Origin of the sequence: Limimaricola cinnabarinus (assembly GCF_002723615.1) — a bacterium.
GTDB lineage: Bacteria > Pseudomonadota > Alphaproteobacteria > Rhodobacterales > Rhodobacteraceae > Limimaricola > Limimaricola cinnabarinus_B.
This window is the reverse complement of sequence record NZ_KZ304969.1, coordinates 27,790-46,359: the sequence shown is the minus strand read 5'-3', so window position 1 is coordinate 46,359 and position 18,570 is coordinate 27,790. Positions and strand designations below refer to the sequence as shown.

Annotated in this window: 18 protein-coding genes; 10 read left to right on the top strand and 8 right to left on the bottom strand. The window is 69.9% G+C overall.

Annotation, left to right across the window (positions count from 1 at the left end; translation table 11 throughout):
- The first annotated feature begins 5 nt into the window (after positions 1-5).
- The 10 genes from CJ301_RS14845 to cysE are packed head-to-tail and all read left to right on the top strand — an operon-like array spanning position 6 to position 8,529.
- Positions 6-419, top strand: coding sequence for a phage major tail protein, TP901-1 family (locus CJ301_RS14845; protein WP_099278164.1), 414 nt, complete (start codon positions 6-8; stop codon positions 417-419).
- Positions 419-733 (top strand): gene transfer agent family protein, encoded by a 315-nt coding sequence (locus CJ301_RS14840; protein WP_099278163.1) that lies wholly within the window; start codon positions 419-421, stop codon positions 731-733. The genes CJ301_RS14845 and CJ301_RS14840 overlap by 1 nt, the downstream gene beginning before the upstream one ends.
- On the top strand, positions 733-918 hold the full coding sequence (locus CJ301_RS14835) for a rcc01693 family protein (RefSeq protein WP_099278162.1): 186 nt from the start codon (positions 733-735) through the stop codon (positions 916-918). Before CJ301_RS14840 ends, CJ301_RS14835 begins: the two co-directional genes overlap by 1 nt.
- Entirely contained in the window at positions 915-1,529 is a 615-nt protein-coding gene (locus CJ301_RS14830; RefSeq protein WP_099278161.1) for a phage tail tape measure protein, read from the top strand. The genes CJ301_RS14835 and CJ301_RS14830 overlap by 4 nt, the downstream gene beginning before the upstream one ends.
- An 11-nt stretch (positions 1,530-1,540) precedes the next feature.
- Positions 1,541-2,185: a DUF2460 domain-containing protein gene (locus CJ301_RS14825; protein WP_099278160.1), complete on the top strand. Its 645-nt coding sequence runs from the start codon at positions 1,541-1,543 to the stop codon at positions 2,183-2,185.
- Entirely contained in the window at positions 2,182-3,033 is an 852-nt protein-coding gene (locus CJ301_RS14820) for a DUF2163 domain-containing protein (protein ID WP_099278159.1), read from the top strand. Before CJ301_RS14825 ends, CJ301_RS14820 begins: the two co-directional genes overlap by 4 nt.
- Positions 3,030-3,458, top strand: coding sequence for an NlpC/P60 family protein (locus CJ301_RS14815; protein ID WP_099278158.1), 429 nt, complete (start codon positions 3,030-3,032; stop codon positions 3,456-3,458). The genes CJ301_RS14820 and CJ301_RS14815 overlap by 4 nt, the downstream gene beginning before the upstream one ends.
- Entirely contained in the window at positions 3,458-7,372 is a 3,915-nt protein-coding gene (locus CJ301_RS14810; protein WP_099278157.1) for a baseplate multidomain protein megatron, read from the top strand. Before CJ301_RS14815 ends, CJ301_RS14810 begins: the two co-directional genes overlap by 1 nt.
- Complete coding sequence (locus CJ301_RS14805) at positions 7,369-7,653, top strand: DUF7742 family protein (RefSeq protein WP_099278156.1); 285 nt, start codon at positions 7,369-7,371, stop codon at positions 7,651-7,653. Before CJ301_RS14810 ends, CJ301_RS14805 begins: the two co-directional genes overlap by 4 nt.
- 60 nt (positions 7,654-7,713) lie before the next feature.
- Entirely contained in the window at positions 7,714-8,529 is an 816-nt protein-coding gene (cysE, locus tag CJ301_RS14800; protein WP_099278176.1) for a serine O-acetyltransferase, read from the top strand.
- 59 nt (positions 8,530-8,588) lie between these two features.
- Here the strand turns inward: cysE and CJ301_RS14795 are convergent, their stop codons facing one another.
- From CJ301_RS14795 to CJ301_RS14760, 8 genes are all read right to left on the bottom strand, one after another.
- Positions 8,589-10,841: a pyrroloquinoline quinone-dependent dehydrogenase gene (locus CJ301_RS14795; protein WP_099278155.1), complete on the bottom strand. Its 2,253-nt coding sequence runs from the start codon at positions 10,839-10,841 to the stop codon at positions 8,589-8,591.
- A 164-nt stretch (positions 10,842-11,005) separates the two neighbouring features.
- The gene (locus CJ301_RS14790) at positions 11,006-12,421 is read right to left on the bottom strand and encodes a pyruvate dehydrogenase complex dihydrolipoamide acetyltransferase (protein ID WP_099278154.1); all 1,416 of its coding nucleotides are present in this window, start codon (positions 12,419-12,421) and stop codon (positions 11,006-11,008) included.
- 12 nt (positions 12,422-12,433) lie between these two features.
- Positions 12,434-13,840, bottom strand: coding sequence for a pyruvate dehydrogenase complex E1 component subunit beta (locus tag CJ301_RS14785; protein ID WP_099278153.1), 1,407 nt, complete (start codon positions 13,838-13,840; stop codon positions 12,434-12,436).
- A gap of 3 nt (positions 13,841-13,843) precedes the next feature.
- Entirely contained in the window at positions 13,844-14,890 is a 1,047-nt protein-coding gene (gene pdhA / locus CJ301_RS14780; protein WP_254050174.1) for a pyruvate dehydrogenase (acetyl-transferring) E1 component subunit alpha, read from the bottom strand.
- A 163-nt stretch (positions 14,891-15,053) separates the two neighbouring features.
- Positions 15,054-15,350: an FtsB family cell division protein gene (locus CJ301_RS14775; protein ID WP_099278152.1), complete on the bottom strand. Its 297-nt coding sequence runs from the start codon at positions 15,348-15,350 to the stop codon at positions 15,054-15,056.
- 149 nt (positions 15,351-15,499) lie between these two features.
- A complete protein-coding gene (locus CJ301_RS14770; RefSeq protein WP_099278151.1) occupies positions 15,500-16,429 on the bottom strand; it encodes a class I fructose-bisphosphate aldolase in 930 nt (309 codons plus the stop codon).
- A 125-nt stretch (positions 16,430-16,554) separates the two neighbouring features.
- Positions 16,555-17,382: an SDR family NAD(P)-dependent oxidoreductase gene (locus CJ301_RS14765; protein WP_162620553.1), complete on the bottom strand. Its 828-nt coding sequence runs from the start codon at positions 17,380-17,382 to the stop codon at positions 16,555-16,557.
- On the bottom strand, positions 17,379-18,569 hold the full coding sequence (locus tag CJ301_RS14760; protein WP_099278149.1) for a phosphoglycerate kinase: 1,191 nt from the start codon (positions 18,567-18,569) through the stop codon (positions 17,379-17,381). Before CJ301_RS14760 ends, CJ301_RS14765 begins: the two co-directional genes overlap by 4 nt.
- Between the last annotated feature and the right edge of the window lies 1 nt (position 18,570).

The following is an 18,570-nucleotide window of genomic DNA, read 5'->3' as shown; positions in this document are numbered from 1 at the left end:
CAGCAATGGCGGCTCAGAACGGCAGGGATCTCCTGCTCAAGATCGACATGACCGGCGACGGGCTGTTCGAGACCATGGCGGGGCTGCGCGCGACGCGGCTGTCGCTCAATGCCCAGAGCATCGACGTGACCCATCTGGGCAGCGCGGGCTGGCGCGAGGTGCTGGGCGGCGCGGGCGTGCGCAGCGCCGCCATATCGGGCGCGGGCGTGTTTCGCGACGCGGATACCGACGCCCGCGCGCGGCAGATCTTCTTCGACGGCGAGACGCCGGAGTTCCAGGTGGTGATCCCGGATTTCGGCACCATGACCGGCGCCTTCCAGATCGCCTCGATCGACTATGCGGGCAACCATGACAACGAGGCCAGCTTCGAGATCGCGCTGGTCTCGGCCGGGCCGCTGCGCTTCGAGGCGGCGCTCTGATGGCCAACCCCCTGGCCGGTGAGGTGGCGCTGGTGCTCGACGGGCATCCGCGCGTCATGAAGCTGACGCTGGGCGCCCTGGCCGAGCTTGAGGAGGGTCTGGGCTGCGACAGCATCGCAGCCCTGCTGGCCCGGCTGGAGGGCGGCGCGGTTTCGGCGCGCGACGTCATGGCGCTGATCGTCGCGGGGCTTCGGGGCGGCGGCTGGCCGGGCCGGGCCGCCGACCTCGTGGCCGCCGAGATCGAGGGCGGCCCGGTCGAGGCGGCGCGGCTCGCGGCGCTTCTGGTGGCGCGCGCCTTCGGCGAGCTTGCGTGATGCGGCTCGACTGGGCGGCGATGATGCGCGCCGGGATCGGCGGGCTGGGGCTCAGGCCGTGCGAGTTCTGGGCGCTGACGCCCGCCGAGCTGCGGCTGATGCTCGGCCCGATGGCCCCCGCACCGATGGGGCGCGCGCGCTTCGAGGCGCTGTGCCGCGACTACCCGGATGAGGAGAAAGCATGACCGAGGACGAGTTCGAGGCGCTGGAACGCGCTATGGAGGACACCGGCAGCATGGCCGACAGCTTCTCGCGCGAGCTGGCGCGGATGCGCGCCGGGCTGGCGGAGACGACGCGCGATCTGGGCAGGCTGGAGCGCGGCTTTTCGGGCGGGCTGCGCCGCGCCATCGACGGCGTATTGTTCGAGGGCGCATCGCCCGGCGCGGCGCTCAGGGGGCTGGCGGGGGCGATGTCCTCCACCGTCTATGACAAGGCGATGCGCCCGGTGACCGACGGGCTCGGCGGGCTCATGGCCCAGGGCGTGAACGGCCTCGTCTCGGGGCTGATGCCCTTCGCGCGGGGCGGCGTCTTCTCGGGCGGCGGCGTGGTCTCGGGGCCGGTGGCCTTTCCGATGCGCGGCGGCGCGGGGCTGATGGGCGAGGCGGGCCCCGAGGCGATCCTGCCGCTTCAGCGCGGGCCCGACGGGCGGCTCGGCGTCGCCGCGGGCGGCGGTGGCGGCGGGGCGCGGGTGACGGTCAACATCACCACGCCCGATGTCGAAGGCTTCAGGCGCTCGCGCGGGCAGGTGGCGGCGCAGATCGCGCGCGCCGTCGATCGCGGCCGCCGCGACAGGTGAGGGAGAGAGACATGGCATCCGCGCAGGCATTCCACGACGTGCAGTTTCCCGTGGCGCTGAGCTTCGGCGCTTCGGGCGGGCCGGAGCGGCGCACCGATATCGTCACCCTCGCCAATGGTCACGAGGAGCGCAACACGCCCTGGGCCCATGCCCGGCGGCGCTATGATGCGGGGCTGGGCCTGCGCGCGATCGAGGACGTGCAGGCGGTGCTGGCCTTCTTCGAGGCGCGGCGCGGGCCGCTTTACGGTTTTCGCTGGAAGGACTGGCTCGACTGGCGCTCGGCCCCGCCCGGCCGCCCCATCGACGCGCTCGATCAGCAGGTCGGCCTCGGCGATGGCGAGACCACCGCCTTCCAGCTGGTCAAGCGCTATGGCGAGGACGCGCATCCCTATCTGCGCCCGATCACGCGGCCCGTGCCGGGCAGCCTGCGCATCGCGGTCGATGGCGATCCGGTGGCGGAGGGCGCGGGCGTCGTCGTGGATCACGCCACGGGGGTCCTGCGCTTCGACGTGGCCCCCCCGGTCGGGGCGCTCGTCACCGCGGGGTTCGAATTCGACGTGCCCGCGCGCTTCGACACCGAGACGCTCATCGGCTCGGTCGCGGGGTTCGAGGCGGGGACGCTGCCCGAGATCCCGGTGGTGGAGATCCGGGCATGAGCGGGCTCGAGGCGCATCTGCAAGGCGGGGTGACGACGCTGTGCCGCGCCTGGGCGCTGAGCCGCGCCGACGGGCTGGTGCGCGGCTTCACCGATCACGACCGCCCGCTGGCCTTCGAGGGCATCGCGTTTCGCCCAGAGACCGGCATGAGCGCGAGCGCGCTGGTGCAGGGCGCGGGGCTCGCCGCCGATACGGGCGAGGCGCTGGGCGCGATTTCGGATGCGGGCGTGAGCGAGGCCGAGATCGCGCAAGGGCGGCTCGATGGCGCGGAGCTGCGCGTCTGGCGGGTGAACTGGGCCGACCCCGAGGAGCGCGCGCTGGAGTTTCGCGGGCATCTGGGCGAGATCCGCCGCGACGGCACGGTGTTTCGCGCCGAGCTGCGCGGGCTGTCGGATGCGCTGAACCGGCCGCTCGGCCGGGTCTACCAGCCGCGCTGCGACGCGGTTCTGGGCGATGCGCGCTGCGGCGTCGATACCGCGCAGCCGGGCGTCTCGGTCGAGCGCAGCCTCGGTTTTGCCGATGGCGCGAGGCTGCGCTTCGACTGGGCCGAGGGTCCGGCGCAGGGCTGGTTCGCCCATGGCCATGTCGAGGTTCTGGAGGGGCCGGGGGCCGGGCTCCTCGCGCCGATCCGAGAGGACCGGCAGGAGGCGGGTGCGCGCATCGTCGAGCTGTGGCGGCCCCTTGCCGCCACGCTCGCGCCGGGCACGCGGCTGCGGCTTGTCGCGGGCTGCGACAAGCGGGCCGAAACCTGCCGGCTGAAATTCGACAACTTCCTAAATTTCCGCGGCTTTCCCGACCTGCCGGGAAGCGACTGGCTGATGGCGGTGCCGCGCTCGGGGGGCGCATGAGCCGCATCGTGACCGAGGCGCGCGGCTGGATCGGCACGCCCTATCTCCACGGGGCCGCGCGGCGCGGCGCGGGCTGCGATTGCCTCGGGCTGGTGCGCGGCGTCTGGATCGCGCTCGCGGGGGCCGAGCCCGAGCCTGTCCCCGCCTATCCGCGGCACGAGGTGCGCGGCGGCGAGATCCTGCGCGACGCGGCGGCGCGGCATCTGCGCGAGATCGGCCTGGCGCAGGCCGTGCCGGGCGATCTTTTGCTGTTTCGGCTGCACGCGGGGGCCCCGGCGCGCCATCTCGGGCTTCTGGCCCTGCGGGAAGCGGGGCCGAGCTTCATCCATGCCTATGAGCGGCACGGCGTGGTCGAAAGCCCGCTGACGCCGCCATGGGCGCGGCGCATCGCCGCGTGTTTCGCATTGACGGAAAGGATCGGCTGATGGCGACCATCATGTTCGGAGCCGCTGGCATGGCGCTGGGCGGCAGCGTCGGCGGCAGCCTTCTGGGCCTGTCCGGCGCGGTCTGGGGCCGCGCGACGGGGGCGACGCTGGGCCGGGCCATCGACGCGCGGCTCCTGGGGCCGGGGGCCGATCCGGTCGAGACGGGGCGCGTCGATCGCTTTCGCCTCACCGGCGCGGGCGAGGGCGCGCCGATCGCGAAGCTCTGGGGGCGGATGCGGATCGGCGGGCAGGTGATCTGGGCCTCGGATTTCGAGGAGCGCCGCGCCACGTCGGGCGGCGGCAAGGGCGCGCCCCGCCCGGAGGTGACCGAGTTCTCCTATGCGGTGAGCCTCGCCGTGGGGCTGTGCGAGGGGCCGGTGACGCGGGTGGCGCGGATCTGGGCCGACGGGGTCGAGCTGGGGCGCGACGAGATCGCGTGGCGGCTCTATGAGGGGCGCGAGGACCAGTTGCCCGACCCGAAGGTCGAGGCCGCGCTCGGCATCGGCCGCGCCCCGGCCTATCGCGGGCTGGCCTATGTGGTGATCGAGGACCTCGATCTTTCGCGCTTCGGCAACCGCGTGCCGCAGCTGTCCTTCGAGGTGCTGCACCCCGCCGATATCGACGATCCCGCCCGCGCCGGGGACATCGCGCGGCTGCTGCGCGGTGTCGCGGTGATCCCGGGCACGGGCGAATACGCCCTGGCGCGCGCGCCGGTGCACAAGGCGGCGGGCTTTGCCGAGCGCGCCCCCGCCAACCTGCACGGGCCGTCCGGCCCAAGCGACGCCGAGGCCGCGCTAGACGATCTGGTCGAGGAGCTGCCGCGCTGCCGCGCCGCCTCTCTCGTGGTGTCGTGGTTCGGCGATGATCTGCGCGCAGGACAGTGCCGCATCCGGCCCAAGGTCGAGCAGCGCCAGAGCGACGGCGAGGAGATGGCGTGGCGCGTCTCGGGGCTGGGCCGGGGCGAGGCGATGGAGGTGCCGCGGATCGAGGATCGCCCGGTTTACGGCGGCACGCCTTCGGACCGGTCGGTGATCGAGGCGATCCGCGCGATGACGGCGCGGGGGCTGGAGGTGACCTGTTACCCCTTCATCCTGATGGATCAGCTCGCGGGCAACGGCCTGCCCGACCCGTATGGCGGAGCCGAGCAGGCGGCGCTGCCATGGCGCGGGCGGATCACCACCGCCATCGCGCCGGGGCAGAGCGGGACGAGCGATCGCACGGCGCAGGCCGAGGCCGAGGTCGCGGCCTTCTTCGGCGCGGCGAAGGCGGAGGATTTCACCATCACGCCGGATGGGCCGGTCTATGCGGGCGCGGAGGATTGGGGCCTGCGCCGCTTCGTGCTGCATCAGGCGCATCTTTGCGCCATGGCGGGGGGTGTGGAGGCCTTCTGCATCAATTCCGAACTGGTGGCGCTCACCACGATCCGGGGCGCGCATGACAGCTACCCCGCCGTCGCCGCGCTGCGCGATCTGGCTCAGGAGGTGCGCGGCATCCTCGGGCCACAGGTGAAGCTCTCCTACGCCGCCGATTGGACCGAATATCACGGCCACCAGCCGGGCGGTGCGACGAAGCGGTTTCACCTCGACCCGCTCTGGGCCGACCCGAACATCGATTTCATCGGCATCGACAATTACATGCCGCTCTCGGACTGGCGCGACGGCCATGACCATCTCGACGCGCGCGATCACCGCTCGATCTACGATCTCGACTATCTCGCGGGCAATGTCGCGGGGGGCGAGGGGTATGACTGGTTCTACCATTCGCCCGAGGCGCGCGCCGCCCAGATCCGCACGCCGATCACCGATGGCGACGGCGAGCCCTGGGTCTGGCGCTACAAGGATCTCAAGGGCTGGTGGGGCAATCCGCATCACGAGCGTTTGGGCGGCGTGCGGCAAGCCGAGCCCACCGCGTGGCAGCCCGGCTCGAAGCCCATCCGCTTCACCGAGCTGGGCTGCGCCGCCGTGGACCGGGGCACCAACCAGCCCAACAAGTTCCTCGATCCGAAATCCACGGAATCCTCGCTGCCCTACCATTCGCGCGGCCACCGCGACGAGCTGATCCAGATGCAGTATCTGCGCGCCATGCACCGGCATTTCGCGGCACCCGGGGCCAACCCGGTCTCGAAGATCTATGGCAGCCCGATGCTCGACACGGATCGGATGCTGGTCTGGGCCTGGGACCTGCGGCCCTACCCGTGGTTTCCGGGGCTGTCGGAGGTCTGGTCCGACGGCGCGAACTGGGCGCGCGGGCACTGGATCACCGGGCGCACGGCGCATCGCGATCTCGCCTCCGTCGTGGCCGAGATCTGCGCCGAGGCGGGGGTGAGCGACATCGACACCTCGCGGCTCTTCGGCCTCGTGCGCGGCTATGTCGCCCAAGGGGCGCAGAGCGCGCGGGCGCTGTTGCAGCCCCTGATGCTGGCGCATGGCTTCGACGCGGTGGAGCGGGGCGGCAGTCTGGTGTTTCGCAGCCGCGACGGGCGGGCCGATGCGCTGCTCGACCCCGAAGATTTCGTCCGCGTCTCGCCCGAGACGCCCGGAACCGAGATCGCGCGCGATGGCGCGAGCGCGCTGCCCGACCGGGTGCGTCTGGGCTATGTCGAGGCGGGCGGCACGGGAGAGGCGGGCAGCGTCGAGGCGGCGCTGCCGGGGCGCGCGGGGATACATGTCGAGGCGGCGGAGCTGCCCATGGCGCTGACCCGGTCCGAGGCGCAGGCGATGGCCGCGCGCTGGCTGGCGGAGATGCGGCTGGCGCGCGAGACCGCGGCCTTCGCGCTGCCGCCCTCGGCCCATCCGCTGGGCGCGGGCGACGTGGTCGAGATCATGGGCGAGCCGGGCGGCAACTGGCGCATCGACCGGGTGGAGCGGACGCGCCACGCGCAGGTCGAGGCGGTGCGCACCGCGCCGGGCCTCTACCTGCCGCAACCTGCCGAGGCCGAAGCCGTCTCGCCGGGGGCATATATCCCGCCCGCCCCGGTCGAGGGGGTGTTTCTCGACCTGCCGCTGCTGACCGGCGAGGAGGTTCCACACGCGCCGCATTTCGCCGCCACGGCGCGGCCATGGCCGGGGGGCGTGGCGCTGGTCTCGGGCGTGGAGGATGCCGATCACCGGCTCAACCTCGTCCAATCGCTGCCCGCCACCATCGGCACGAGCCTGACCGCGATGACGGCGGCGCCGAGCGCGGTGTGGGATCGCGGCCCGGCGCTTCGGGTGCGGCTGGCGCAGGGGCAGCTCGGCTCGGCCAGCGAGGCGGCGATCCTGTCCGGCGCCAATCTTTGCGCCATCGGCGACGGGACGAGCGACCATTGGGAGGTGTTCCAGTTCCGAACCGCCGAGCCGGTCGCGCCCGGCGTCTATGATCTGTCCATGCGGCTTCGGGGGCAGGCGGGCACGGACGGGGTGATGCCGGATCTCTGGCCCATCGGCAGCCGCGTCGTCCTGCTCGACGGTGTGCCGCGGCAGATCGAGCTGCCGGAGGCGGCGCGGGGGCTGGAGCGGCATTACCGCTATGGCCCGGCCCGCCGGCCGCTGACCGATCCGAGCTGGCGGCACGAGGCGCGCGCCTTTGCAGGCATCGGGCTCAGGCCCCATGCGCCCGCGCATCTCGCCGCGCGCGCGGCGGGCGGCGATCTGGAGATCACATGGATCAGGCGGGCGCGGCACGGCGGAGATGGCTGGGAGGGGCGCGAGGTGCCGCTGGGCGAGGGGCGCGAGGCCTATCTGCTGCGGATTCTCGATGGTGGCGTCGTGCTGCGCGAGGTCGAGGTGGAGAGACCCGCCTTTGTCTACACCGCCGCCGCGCAGGTGGCCGACGGGGCGGCGGGGGATCTGGTGCTGCAGGTGGCGCAGATCTCGGACGCCTTCGGGCCGGGGCCCTTCGCCGCGATCACGGTCGCGAGAGAGATCGGCGCATGAGGCCGATCCTGCCGGGCTGTCTCGACCGGGGCGTGGCCGCGCTGCTGGCCGTGCCGCCCGGGGCGCGCGCCGGGCTGGCGGCACGGATCGTGGCCGAGGCGCGCGTGGCGGATGCGTGGCGCAAGCGGCAGGGCCGCGCCCATCCGCTTTGGGGCGACGGCTCGCTCATGGCGGCGGCGCTGCGCTATCCGCGCGCGCCGCTGCCGCCATCGCTCGGCCCGGAGGCGCGGGCGGCGCTGCGGCAGCTGCTCGACGCTCTTGACGGATCGCCCGGGCTTTGATCTGGGCCATGAGGCCCTATCTTGGGCAGACAGGCGACGCGGGATCAGGAGGCCATGGCGATGGCGACACCACAGGCGCAGCTGGCCGAGATCGACCCGGTCTGGAGCCGTATTCGCAGCGAGGCGCAGGACGCCATCGCCGCCGAACCCTTGATGGGCGGGGCGATTCATTCGGGCGTGCTGCATCACCGCAGCTTTGCCAGCGCGCTGGCCTACCGCATGTCGCTCAAGCTCGCCTCCGACGAGATGCAGGCGCAGATCCTGCGCGAGATCATCGATGGCGCCTATGCCGCCGAGCCCGAGCTCGTGGCCTCGGCCCGCGCCGATCTGGTGGCGACCTATGAGCGCGACCCGGCCTGCCACCGCTTTCTCCAGCCCTTGATGTATTTCAAGGGCTACCAGGCGATCCAGGCCTACCGGCTCGGCCATTGGCTGTGGGAGGAGGAGCGGATCGATCTGGCCTATTTCGTGCAAATGCGCGTTTCCGAGACCTTTGGCGTCGACATCCACCCGGCGGCCCGGATCGGGCGGGGGGTGATGATCGACCATGCCCATTCGGTGGTGATCGGCGAGACGGCGGTGGTGGGCGACAACGTCTCCATGCTGCATTCCGTGACGCTTGGCGGCACCGGCAAGGAAGAGCAGGACCGCCACCCCAAGATCGGCAACGGCGTGCTGATCGGCGCGGGCGCGAAGGTCCTGGGCAATATACGCATCGGCGATTGCAGCCGCATCGCCGCCGGGTCGGTGGTGCTGACCGACATTCCCGCCTGCAAGACGGTGGCGGGGGTGCCTGCGCGCATCGTCGGCGAGGCGGGCTGCGCGCAGCCCTCGGTGTCGATGAACCAGACCTTCGAGGGCGACGGCACCGCCTGACGCGCCTCTCGGCGCGCCCCCCACGCATCATGCGGGCGGCGCGGCTTAGGCGAAGCTTATCAGTCGAAGCTTTCGGGCAGGGCGAAGGTGATCAGCTGATCGCCGACCTGCGGCTTCAGGATCGGGTTGCCGCCCGCGACGAAGCTCACATATTGCCGCCCCTCATGCTCGTAGACCGCCGGGATCGCCACCGCCGGGGCCTCGACCCGCCATTTCCACAGCTCCTCGCCCGAGGCCGCGTCGAGCGCGCGGACATGCGCGTCCATCGAGGCGCCGATGAAGATCACGCCGCCGGCGGTGACCGCCGGGCCGCCCAGCGTCGGGCTGCCCCAGCTTTCGGGCGCGTAGAAGCCCCATTGCTGGGTCTGGCCGAAGGGCCGCTCCCACAGCTGCTCGCCGGTGTCGAGATCATAGGCGAGGATGGTGCCATAGGGCGGCTTCCAGCAGGGCAGGCCGAGGGGCGTGGTGAAGTTCACCAGCTTGAAGCCGTAGGGCACGCCCTCTTGCGGGTAGTAGCCCTGCTCGGCGCCGCTCTCGCCCGCGACCTCCTCGTATTCCTCGCGCGGGATCATCTTGAGAATCTGCGCGATCTTCTGGGTGTTGACGTAGAAGGTGTTGGTGGTCGGGTCGAGCGCGCCGCCGCCCCACTGCATGCCGCCCGCCGTGCCGGGATACATCAGCGTGCCCTCGCCTTCGGCGGTGGGCGGCGTGAACAGCCCCTCGTAGCGCAGCTCTTCGAGCATGCGCGAGCAATGGCCGAAGCTGGTGAGATCGGCGAGCCACCAGATGCCCGGCCAAGTGTCGGAGGTGTTGGTGGGCTGGGGGATGTCGTAGAAGGGCTGGGTCGGTGCGGCCACCTCGCCCGGCAGGTCGGAGGCGGGGACGGGGCGCTCCTCCATGCCGAAGACCGGCTCTCCCGTCTCGCGGTTCAGCACGTAGAGCATGCCCTGCTTGGAGGTCTGGATCAGCGCGGGGATGGTCTCGCCGTTCCGCTCGATATCGACAAGCGTCGGCGCGGCGCCGGTGTCGTAATCCCAGATGTCGTGATGGACGAGCTGGCGCGACCAGATGATCTCGCCCGAATTGGTGTCGACCGCCGTCACGGAGGTGGCGAGCGGCAGCTCCTCGGTGCGGTTGCCGCCGTAGTAGTTGGGCGAGGGCGAGGAGACCGGCATGTAGATGATGTCGCGCTCTGGATCGACGGTCATGTGGGTCCAGACATTGGCGGTGCCGGTGCGGTCCCACAGCTCCTTGGGGATGAAGTTCACGGTCCAGTCGAGCTCGCCGGTTTTCGCATCCACGGCGAAGACGGTGCCCGGAGGGGCCTGCGCGCTTTCCCAGTCCTTGCCGGCCCAGCCGATGAAGAGGCGGCTTTCATGCGCCACGGGCGGCTGCAGAAGCGACAGCGGCCAGCGGTCATTGGTGTCGTTCCACTGGTTGACGTCGAGCACGCCGCCTTGCCCGAAATCCTCGCAAGGCCGGCCGGTATCGGCATCGACGCTGTGCAGCTTGGCGTCCATCGTGCCGATATAGACGCGGCGCGCGCAGGCGCCGGTCGCGCCCGGCTCTTCCCAGTAGGTGACGCCGCGGTTCTTCAGCGCGGGCTGGGTCAGCGCCTCGAGCCGGGCCTGGCTGTCATAGGACCAGCGCTCTTCGCCTGTGGCGGGATCGAGCGCGAGGATGCGGTAGAAGGGCGTGCCGACATAGAGCGTCTCGTTGGCATAGACCGGCGTGGCCGACCAGACCGTCTGCGGCAGCTCGCCCGAGCCGTCGGAGACGTCGCCGGTCTCGATTTCCCAGACCGGCTCCAGATATTCGACATTGGCGGCGGTGATCTCGGTCAGGGGGCTGTATTTGCGGGCCTGAAGGTCGCCGTGAAAGCCGGGCCAGTCCTGCGCATGGGCGTCGGGCGCGGGCAGCAGCGGCAGGGTGAGCAGCGCCAGCGCGATCGTCGAGCTGCGGCGCGCATGGCCCTTGCGCGAGGCGAGGTTCCAGATCGCGCCGATGGTGGCGAGGATCATCGCCCACATCATCACCTCCTGATGCAGGAAATAGGCCGCGAGCGCGGTCAGCGCCGATCCGATCAGGCAGAGCCATTTCAAGGTGAGGTTGAGCCAATGGGGCATCCATTTGAACAGGACGAGCCCGGAGGCCACCGCAACCGCGACGCAGCCGAACAGCGCCAGCGCCGCGCCGGTGGTCCGGGCCACGCCGCTCTCATCCCAGAAATAGGCGATCAGCGCCGCCACGCTGGCGACGATGGCGGCGAGCAGGGTCAGTCCGAGGCCGGGCTGCCGGTCACGATAGGTCATTGGGTTCCCTCACGATTGCTTCAGCTCAACGCAAGGTCGTGGAGCGGGTTCCCGCCGGGGCAAGCGGCCCGTGGGTGCCCGAGGGCAGAGCGGGCCAAACGGCGCAGGGGCCGCGCTCCTTGCGGAACGCGGCCCCTGCGGCATCGCGGCGATGATATGGCCGGTCAGGCCAGCATCACCATCGGGTTTTCCAGCGCCTCGGCGATGTGCTTGAGCAGCTCGGCCCCCAGCGCGCCGTCGATCACCCGGTGATCGACCGAGAGCGTCACCGACATGACCGTGGCCACCTCGATCTCGCCCTCGTCGTTCACCACCGGCTTCTTCACGCCCGCGCCGACCGCGAGGATCGCGCCATGCGGCGGGTTGATGACGGCGTCGAAATTGTCGATGCCGAACATGCCGAGATTGGAGATCGCGAAGCTGCCGCCCTGGTATTCGTGCGGGGCGAGCTTACGCTCGCGCGCGCGCTTGGCGAGGTCCTTCATCTGCGCCGAAAGCGAGCTGAGGGTGCGGGCCTCGGCGTCGCGCAGGACGGGGGTGAAGAGCCCGCCCTCGATGGCGACGGCGACGGCCACGTCCGAGGGCTTGAGCTTCAGCACGCGGTCACCGGCCCAGACGGCGTTGGCGTCGGGCACCGATTGCAGCGCCAAGGCCGAGGCCTTGATGATGAAGTCGTTGACCGAGAGCTTCACGCCGCGCCCTTCGAGCTGCTTGTTCAGCTGCGAGCGGAATTTCAGCAGCGCGTCGAGCTTGATGTCGCGGCGCAGGTAGAAATGCGGGATGGTCTGCTTGGCCTCGGTCAGGCGGGCCGCGATGGTGCGGCGCATGCCGTCGAGCTTGATCTCCTCGAACTCCCGGTCGGCATACATCTTGCGGATCGCATCCGCCTGCACGCCGGGGGCGGCGGGCTCGGCCATGGGGGCCTTTCCGGCTTCGGCCTTCGGCTCCTGCGCGGCCTTTTCGGTCGAGGATGCGGCCTGCGGCTTCTGGCCGGGCTGGGCGTTCTCGACATCGGCCTTGACGATGCGGCCATTGGGGCCGGAGCCCTCGATCTCGCTCAGGTCGAGACCGCGGTCCTTGGCGATCCGCCGCGCCAGAGGCGAGGCGAAGATGCGGCCGCCATCCTCGGATTTCGGTGCAGGGCCGCCGGAGGCGGCCTTGTCATCCCCCGAAGCGGCGGCTTCGCCGTCGCCCGAGGATTTCTGCTGCGCCGCGCCGCCATCATCGCCATAGCCCTTGGCGGGCGAGGTTTCGGATGTCGGCGTCGCGGGCTCGGCATGGCTGTCGGCGTCGCGGTCCTTGGGCTCGGTCGAGGCATCGATGTCGTCCGCGCTTTCGCCCTCTTCGAGCAGCACGGCGATGGGGGTGTTGACCTTCACCCCTTCCGAGCCTTCCTCGACCAGGATCTTGCCGACGACGCCCTCGTCGACGGCCTCGAACTCCATCGTCGCCTTGTCGGTCTCGATCTCGGCGATCAGGTCGCCGGAGGAGACGGTGTCGCCCTCCTTGACCAGCCATTTCGCGAGCGTGCCTTCCTCCATGGTCGGCGACAGCGCGGGCATCAGGATTTCCGTTGGCATGTCTCGCGCCCCTTACTTGTAGGTCACTTTGCGCACCGCCTCGACGACCTCGTCGGTCGTGACCAGCGCGTGCTTCTCGAGATTGGCGGCATAGGGCATCGGCACGTCCTTGCCCGTGCAGTTGATGACCGGCGCGTCGAGATGATCGAAGGCCTCCTGCATCAGCACGTTCGAGATGTAGCCGCCGACGGAGCCCTGCGGCCAACCCTCTTCCACGGTGACGCAGCGGTTGGTCTTCTTGACGCTCTCGATGATCGCGTCGGTGTCCATGGGGCGGATCGTGCGCAGGTCGATCACCTCGGCCTCGATCCCGTCCTGGGCGAGCTTTTCCGCCGCTTCGAGCGCATAGGTCATGCCGATGCCGAAGGAGACGATGGTGACGTCGGTGCCTTCGCGGGCGATCTTGGCCTTGCCGAGCGGGATGGTGAAATCATCCATCACCGGCACCTCGAAGGAGCGGCCATAGAGGATCTCGTTTTCGAGGAAGATCACCGGGTTGGGGTCGCGGATCGCGGATTTCATCAGGCCCTTCGCGTCGGCGGCGGAGTAGGGCATCACGACCTTGAGGCCGGGGATCTGCATGAACCAGGCGGCGAAGTCCTGGGAGTGCTGCGCGCCGACGCGGGCGGCGGCGCCGTTGGGGCCGCGGAACACCATCGGCGCGCCCATCTGGCCGCCGGACATGTAGAGCGTCTTGGCGGCGGAGTTGATGATCTGGTCCATCGCCTGCAGAGCGAAGTTGAAGGTCATGAACTCGACGATCGGGCGCAGCCCGCCAAAGGCCGCGCCGACCGCGATGCCGGCAAAGCCGTGCTCGGTGATCGGCGTGTCGACCACGCGCTTGGGCCCGAACTCGTCCAGAAGACCCTGGCTGATCTTGTAGGCGCCCTGGTACTCGCCGACCTCTTCGCCCATCAGGAAGACGTTGTCCTCGCGGCGCATCTCCTCGGCCATGGCGTCGCGCAGCGCTTCGCGGACGGTCGTGGTCTTGGTCTCGGTGCCCTCGGGCCAGTCCGGCGTGCGCGGCGGCTTCGGGGCCGCGGCGGCGGGGGAGGAGGCGGCGGGCGTGTCGGAGGGGACGGTGTCCTTCTCCTCGGCCTTGGTCTCTTCCTTCACTTCCGTCTTGGCCTCATCGCCCGAGTTGTCACCGGCGCTGTCGATGGCGGAGGCGTCCTCGCCTTCCTCCAGGAGCACCGCGATCGGCGTGTTGACCTTCACGCCCTCGGAGCCTTCCTCGATGAGGATCTTTCCGACGGTGCCTTCGTCGACGGCCTCGAACTCCATCGTGGCCTTGTCGGTTTCGATCTCGGCCAGGATGTCGCCGGAGGAGACGGTGTCGCCCTCCTTGACGAGCCAGCGGGCGAGCGTGCCTTCCTCCATGGTCGGCGAGAGGGCGGGCATCAGAATTTCGGTCGCCATGGATCAGGCCTCCTGCGGGGCTTCTTTAGCGTAGATGTCGGTCCAGAGCTCATCGAGCGCGGGCTCGGGGCTCTCCTTGGAGAACTCGGCGGACTCGTTGACGATCTCCTTGATTTCCTTGTCGATCGCCTTGAGATCCTCCTCGGTCGCGTGCTGGCCCGAGAGCAGCACCTGCCGGATCTGCTCGATCGGGTCGCGCTCCTCGCGCATCTTCTGCACTTCCTCGCGCGAGCGGTATTTCGCGGGGTCGGACATGGAGTGGCCGCGGTAGCGGTAGGTCTTGATCTCGAGGATGTAGGGGCCCTTGCCCTCGCGGCAGTGCGCCACCGCGCGCTCGCCCGCTTCCTTGACCGCCAGCACGTCCATGCCGTCGACCTCTTCACCCTTGATGCCGTAGGCGGCACCGCGCTCCCACAGGGAGGGGCTCTTGGTCGAACGCTGGACGCTGGTGCCCATGGCGTACTGGTTGTTCTCGATCACGAAGACGACCGGCAGGTCCCACAGCTGGGCCATGTTGTAGGTCTCGTAGACCTGGCCCTGGTTGGCGGCGCCGTCGCCGAAATAGGTGAAGGTGACGCGGTCGGTGCCGTTGTACTTGTCGGCGAAGGCGAGACCGGCGCCGATCGGCACCTGCGCGCCGACGATGCCGTGGCCGCCATAGAAGTGCTTTTCCTTCGAGAACATGTGCATGCTCCCGCCCTTGCCCTTCGAATAGCCGCCATCGCGGCCCGTCAGCTCGGCCATGACGCCCTTGGGGTCCATGCCGCAGGCCAGCATGTGGCCGTGATCGCGGTAGGAGGTGACGCGCTTGTCGCCCTCGTCCGCCGCTGCCTCGAGCCCGACCACCACGGCCTCCTGGCCGATATAGAGGTGGCAGAAGCCGCCGATCAGGCCCATGCCGTAAAGCTGGCCGGCCTTCTCCTCGAAGCGGCGGATCAGCAGCATCTCGCGGTAGTAGTGCTTCAGCTCATCGGCAGGAATGTTGGAGCCCTTGGGGGCAGGATTGGAACCCTTGGCTGGGCCTGTGTCGGAGGTCTTCCGGGTCGCCATGGCGTCTCCCTTCGCGCTGTGACGGATAGTTTAGCCTTGAACTATCTCTTACAGAAGTTGGGCGGGATGCAACAGGACAATCTCGACATGCCGAATGCAGAGCGCCGCGCTCCCGGAAAAGGAACGCGGCGCCTTGAAAAAAGGTGCTTTGGGTGACGCCGGGTCAGCGAATGACGATCTCGTCGGCGCGGATCATGCCGAGCACTTCGCGCGCGCGGGCGTCGAGCAGGTCGAGATCGAGGTATTTGTCGGACAGGCGGCGGGTGAGATTCTCCATCCGCGCCACTTCCTCGCGCAGGCCGGCGAGCTCCTTCTCCAGGCCGCGCGCCTCCGCCTCAACCTCGGCCCGGCGGAACACGCCGTAATCGCCCTGCACGGCGGCGAAGGTGAAGTAGAGACCGATCAGCAACATGCCGACCAGGTAGAGGGCGGGGCCCAGAGAAGGGGTGCGTTTCAACATCACTCGTGCCTCGTATGCCGCCTCTTGGGTCGGGCGGCTGGATCGAGCATGGCATGAAAAGGCGGCGGAAACATCCTGTTTCCGCCGCCGCGGCGTCTTGTCGCCGAAGAGCGTGGCCGGTTTGCCGCGCGGGGCGAACCGGGCCGGGCTCAGCCCTTGCCGAGATAGATGTCCTGCAGCTTGCCGAGCATTTCAAGCGCCTCTTCGCGCGGGCGCTGGAAGGAGTTGCGGCCGATGATCGAGCCGTTGCCGCCGCCATCGCGGATCGCGCGGGCGTCGTCATAGACCGAATCCGCGCCCTTCTTGGCGCCGCCCGAGAAGACCATGATGCGCCGCCCGCCAAAGGCCGACTGCACGCAATGCTGCACCCGCGCGGCCTGGGTCGAGATGTCGATCTTCTCGGCCTCGTAGACCTTCCTGGCCTCGGGCAGCGACAGGTGGTCGGTCGAGAGCTTGATCTTGATGACATGCGCGCCGATCAGCGCCGCGATCTGTGCGGCATAGGCCGCGATGTCGATCGCCGTCTCGCCATCCTTGTCGAGCGCCTCGCCGCGCGGATAGGACCAGATCACGGTGGCCACGCCCTTGGCGGCGGCCTCTTTGCGCATCTCGACGATCTCCTCGAACATGTCGAGCGCGCAGTCCGAGCCCGGATAGATCGTGAAGCCGATGGCCGAGCAGCCAAGGCGCAGCGCGTCGTCGACGCTTGCGGTCACGGCCTGGTTCTTGCCGGCGGTGCCCGACATCAGCGAGTTGGCGCTGTTGCATTTCAGGATGGTGGGGATCTGGCCGGCGAATGTGTCGGCGCCCGCCTCGATCATGCCCAAGGGGGCGGCATAGGCGTTGAGCCCGGCGTCGATGGCGAGCTGGTAGTGGTAATGCGGATCGTAGCCCTCGGGGTTGGGCGCGAAGCTGCGGGCGGGGCCGTGCTCGAAGCCCTGATCGACCGGCAGGATGATCATCTTGCCGGTGCCGCCCAGCTTGCCGGCCATCAGCATCCGGGCGAGGTTCGCCTTCACGCCGGGGGTCTCGCCCTCGTAGTTGCGAAGGATGTCGCGGACGGTGTCGGTGGTCTGCATGGGAAGCCTTTCGGTTTGCGTTGCGGCAAACCTAAGTCCCCGCCCGGCGGCTCACAATCCTGTTAGCGCCACCGGGCGGCACTGTTAGCGCCACCAAAGCCCCGTGATCTCAGGGGCTTGGAAAATCAGGCCTTGCCATAGGCCCGACCGGCGATGCGCGCGGTCAGCCCGCGCGGCAGCACCCGGCCCGCAAAGGCCGCAAGCCGCGTCATGCCGCCCGGCACGACGGTCTGGCGCCGCGCCAGCATCGCCTCCCAGCCCGCCTGCGCCACGTCGCGCGCGCGCGCCGGGCGCATCGGGCCCGAGGGGCCGTCAGAGGACATGCCCGCCGCGTCGAAGAAGCCGGTCTCGACCGGGCCGGGGCAGAGCGCGGTGATCGCCACGTCGCTGTCCTCGGCCTGAAGCTCGGCGGTGACCGCGTCCGAAAGCGACAGGAGGTAAGCCTTGGTCGCGTGGTAGACCGCCATGCCGGGGCCGGGCACGAAGGCCGCGACCGAGGCCACGTTGAGGATGTGGCCCGCGCCCTCGCGGCGCATGTGGCCGACCGCGGCCTGCATCAGAACGGTCGCCGCCGAGACGTTGACCGCGACCAGCTTCTCGGCCTCCTCGACGCCGCCATCGCCGAAGCGGCGATTGAGACCGAGCCCTGCATTGTTGACGAGGATCTCGATGCGGCGGCCCTCCGAGGCCTCGCGCCAGAGCCTCTCGGCCGCGCCGGGGCGGGCGAGATCGGCGGGGATCACCACCACCTCGACCCGCTCGCGCAGCTCGGAAGCGAGCTTTTCGAGCCTGTCCTCGGAGCGGGCCGACAGGATCAGCCGGCGGCCGCCGCGCGCGGCGATGCGGGCGAATTCGGCGCCCAAGCCCGAGGAGGCCCCGGTGATCAGCGTCCAGCCGCGGCTTTGCGGCACGAGGTCGCCATGGCCCTTGCGGATCTGCGTGTTGCCGCTCATGCGCCCAGCGCCTTCACGCCCGGCAGCACCTTGCCTTCCATCCATTCCAAGAAAGCCCCTCCTGCGGTGGATACATAGGAAAAATCATTCGCCACGCCCGCGGCGTTGAGCGCGGCCACGGTGTCGCCGCCGCCCGCCACGGAGACGAGCTTGCCCGCCTGCGTCAGCTTTGCGGCCTTTTTCGCCGCCGTCACGGTGCCGCGGTCGAAGGGCTCGATCTCGAAGGCGCCCAGGGGGCCGTTCCAGACCAGCGTCTTCGCGTTTTCGAGCGCCATCTCGACATGCGCGACGCTGTCGGGCCCGGCATCGAGGATCATCGCGTCGGCGGGCGTGTCCTCGGCCTTCACGACTTCGCTCTCCGCACCGGCCTTGAACTCGCGCGCCACGACGACGTCGCGCGGCAGCAGGATGGTGCAGCCCTTGTCGGCGGCCTTCTGCGCGATCTGTCGCGCGGTGTCCGCGAGATCATGCTCGCAGAGCGACTTGCCGACATCGAGCCCCTGGGCCGCGAGGAAGGTGTTGGCCATGCCGCCGCCGATCACCAGCGTGTCGACCTTTTCGACGAGGTTCGACAGAAGGTCGAGCTTGGTCGAGACCTTGGCCCCGCCGACCACGGCGACCACGGGCCGGTCGGGCGAGCCCAGCGCACGCTCGAGCGCGGAAAGCTCCTCGGCCATCAGCCGGCCCGCGGCGGCGGGCAGGAGCCGGGCCAGCGCCTCGGTCGAGGCATGCGCGCGGTGCGCGGCCGAGAAGGCGTCGTTGACGTAGGCGTCGCCCAGATGCGCGAGCTTTTCGGCGAAATCGGGGTCATTGGCCTCTTCGCCCGCGTGAAAGCGGGTGTTTTCCAGAAGCAGCACCTCGCCATCGCCCAGCGCGTCCACGGCCTTCTGCGCCGTCTCGCCCACGCAATCCTCGGCAAAGGCGACGCGGCGGCCGAGCTTGTCCTCCAGCGCGGGCAGGATCTGTTTCAGCGACATCTCGGGCACGACCTTGCCCTTGGGCCGGTCGAAATGCGCAAGCAGGATCACCCGGCCGCCCTTTTCGGCGATGTCGGTCACGGTGGGCAGGATGCGCTCGATCCGGGTCGCGTCGGTGACGCGGCCCGCCTCGATGGGCACGTTCACGTCCACCCTCACGAGGACCCGCTTGCCCGCGAGGTCCAACTCGTCGATCGTCTTCCAGCCCATG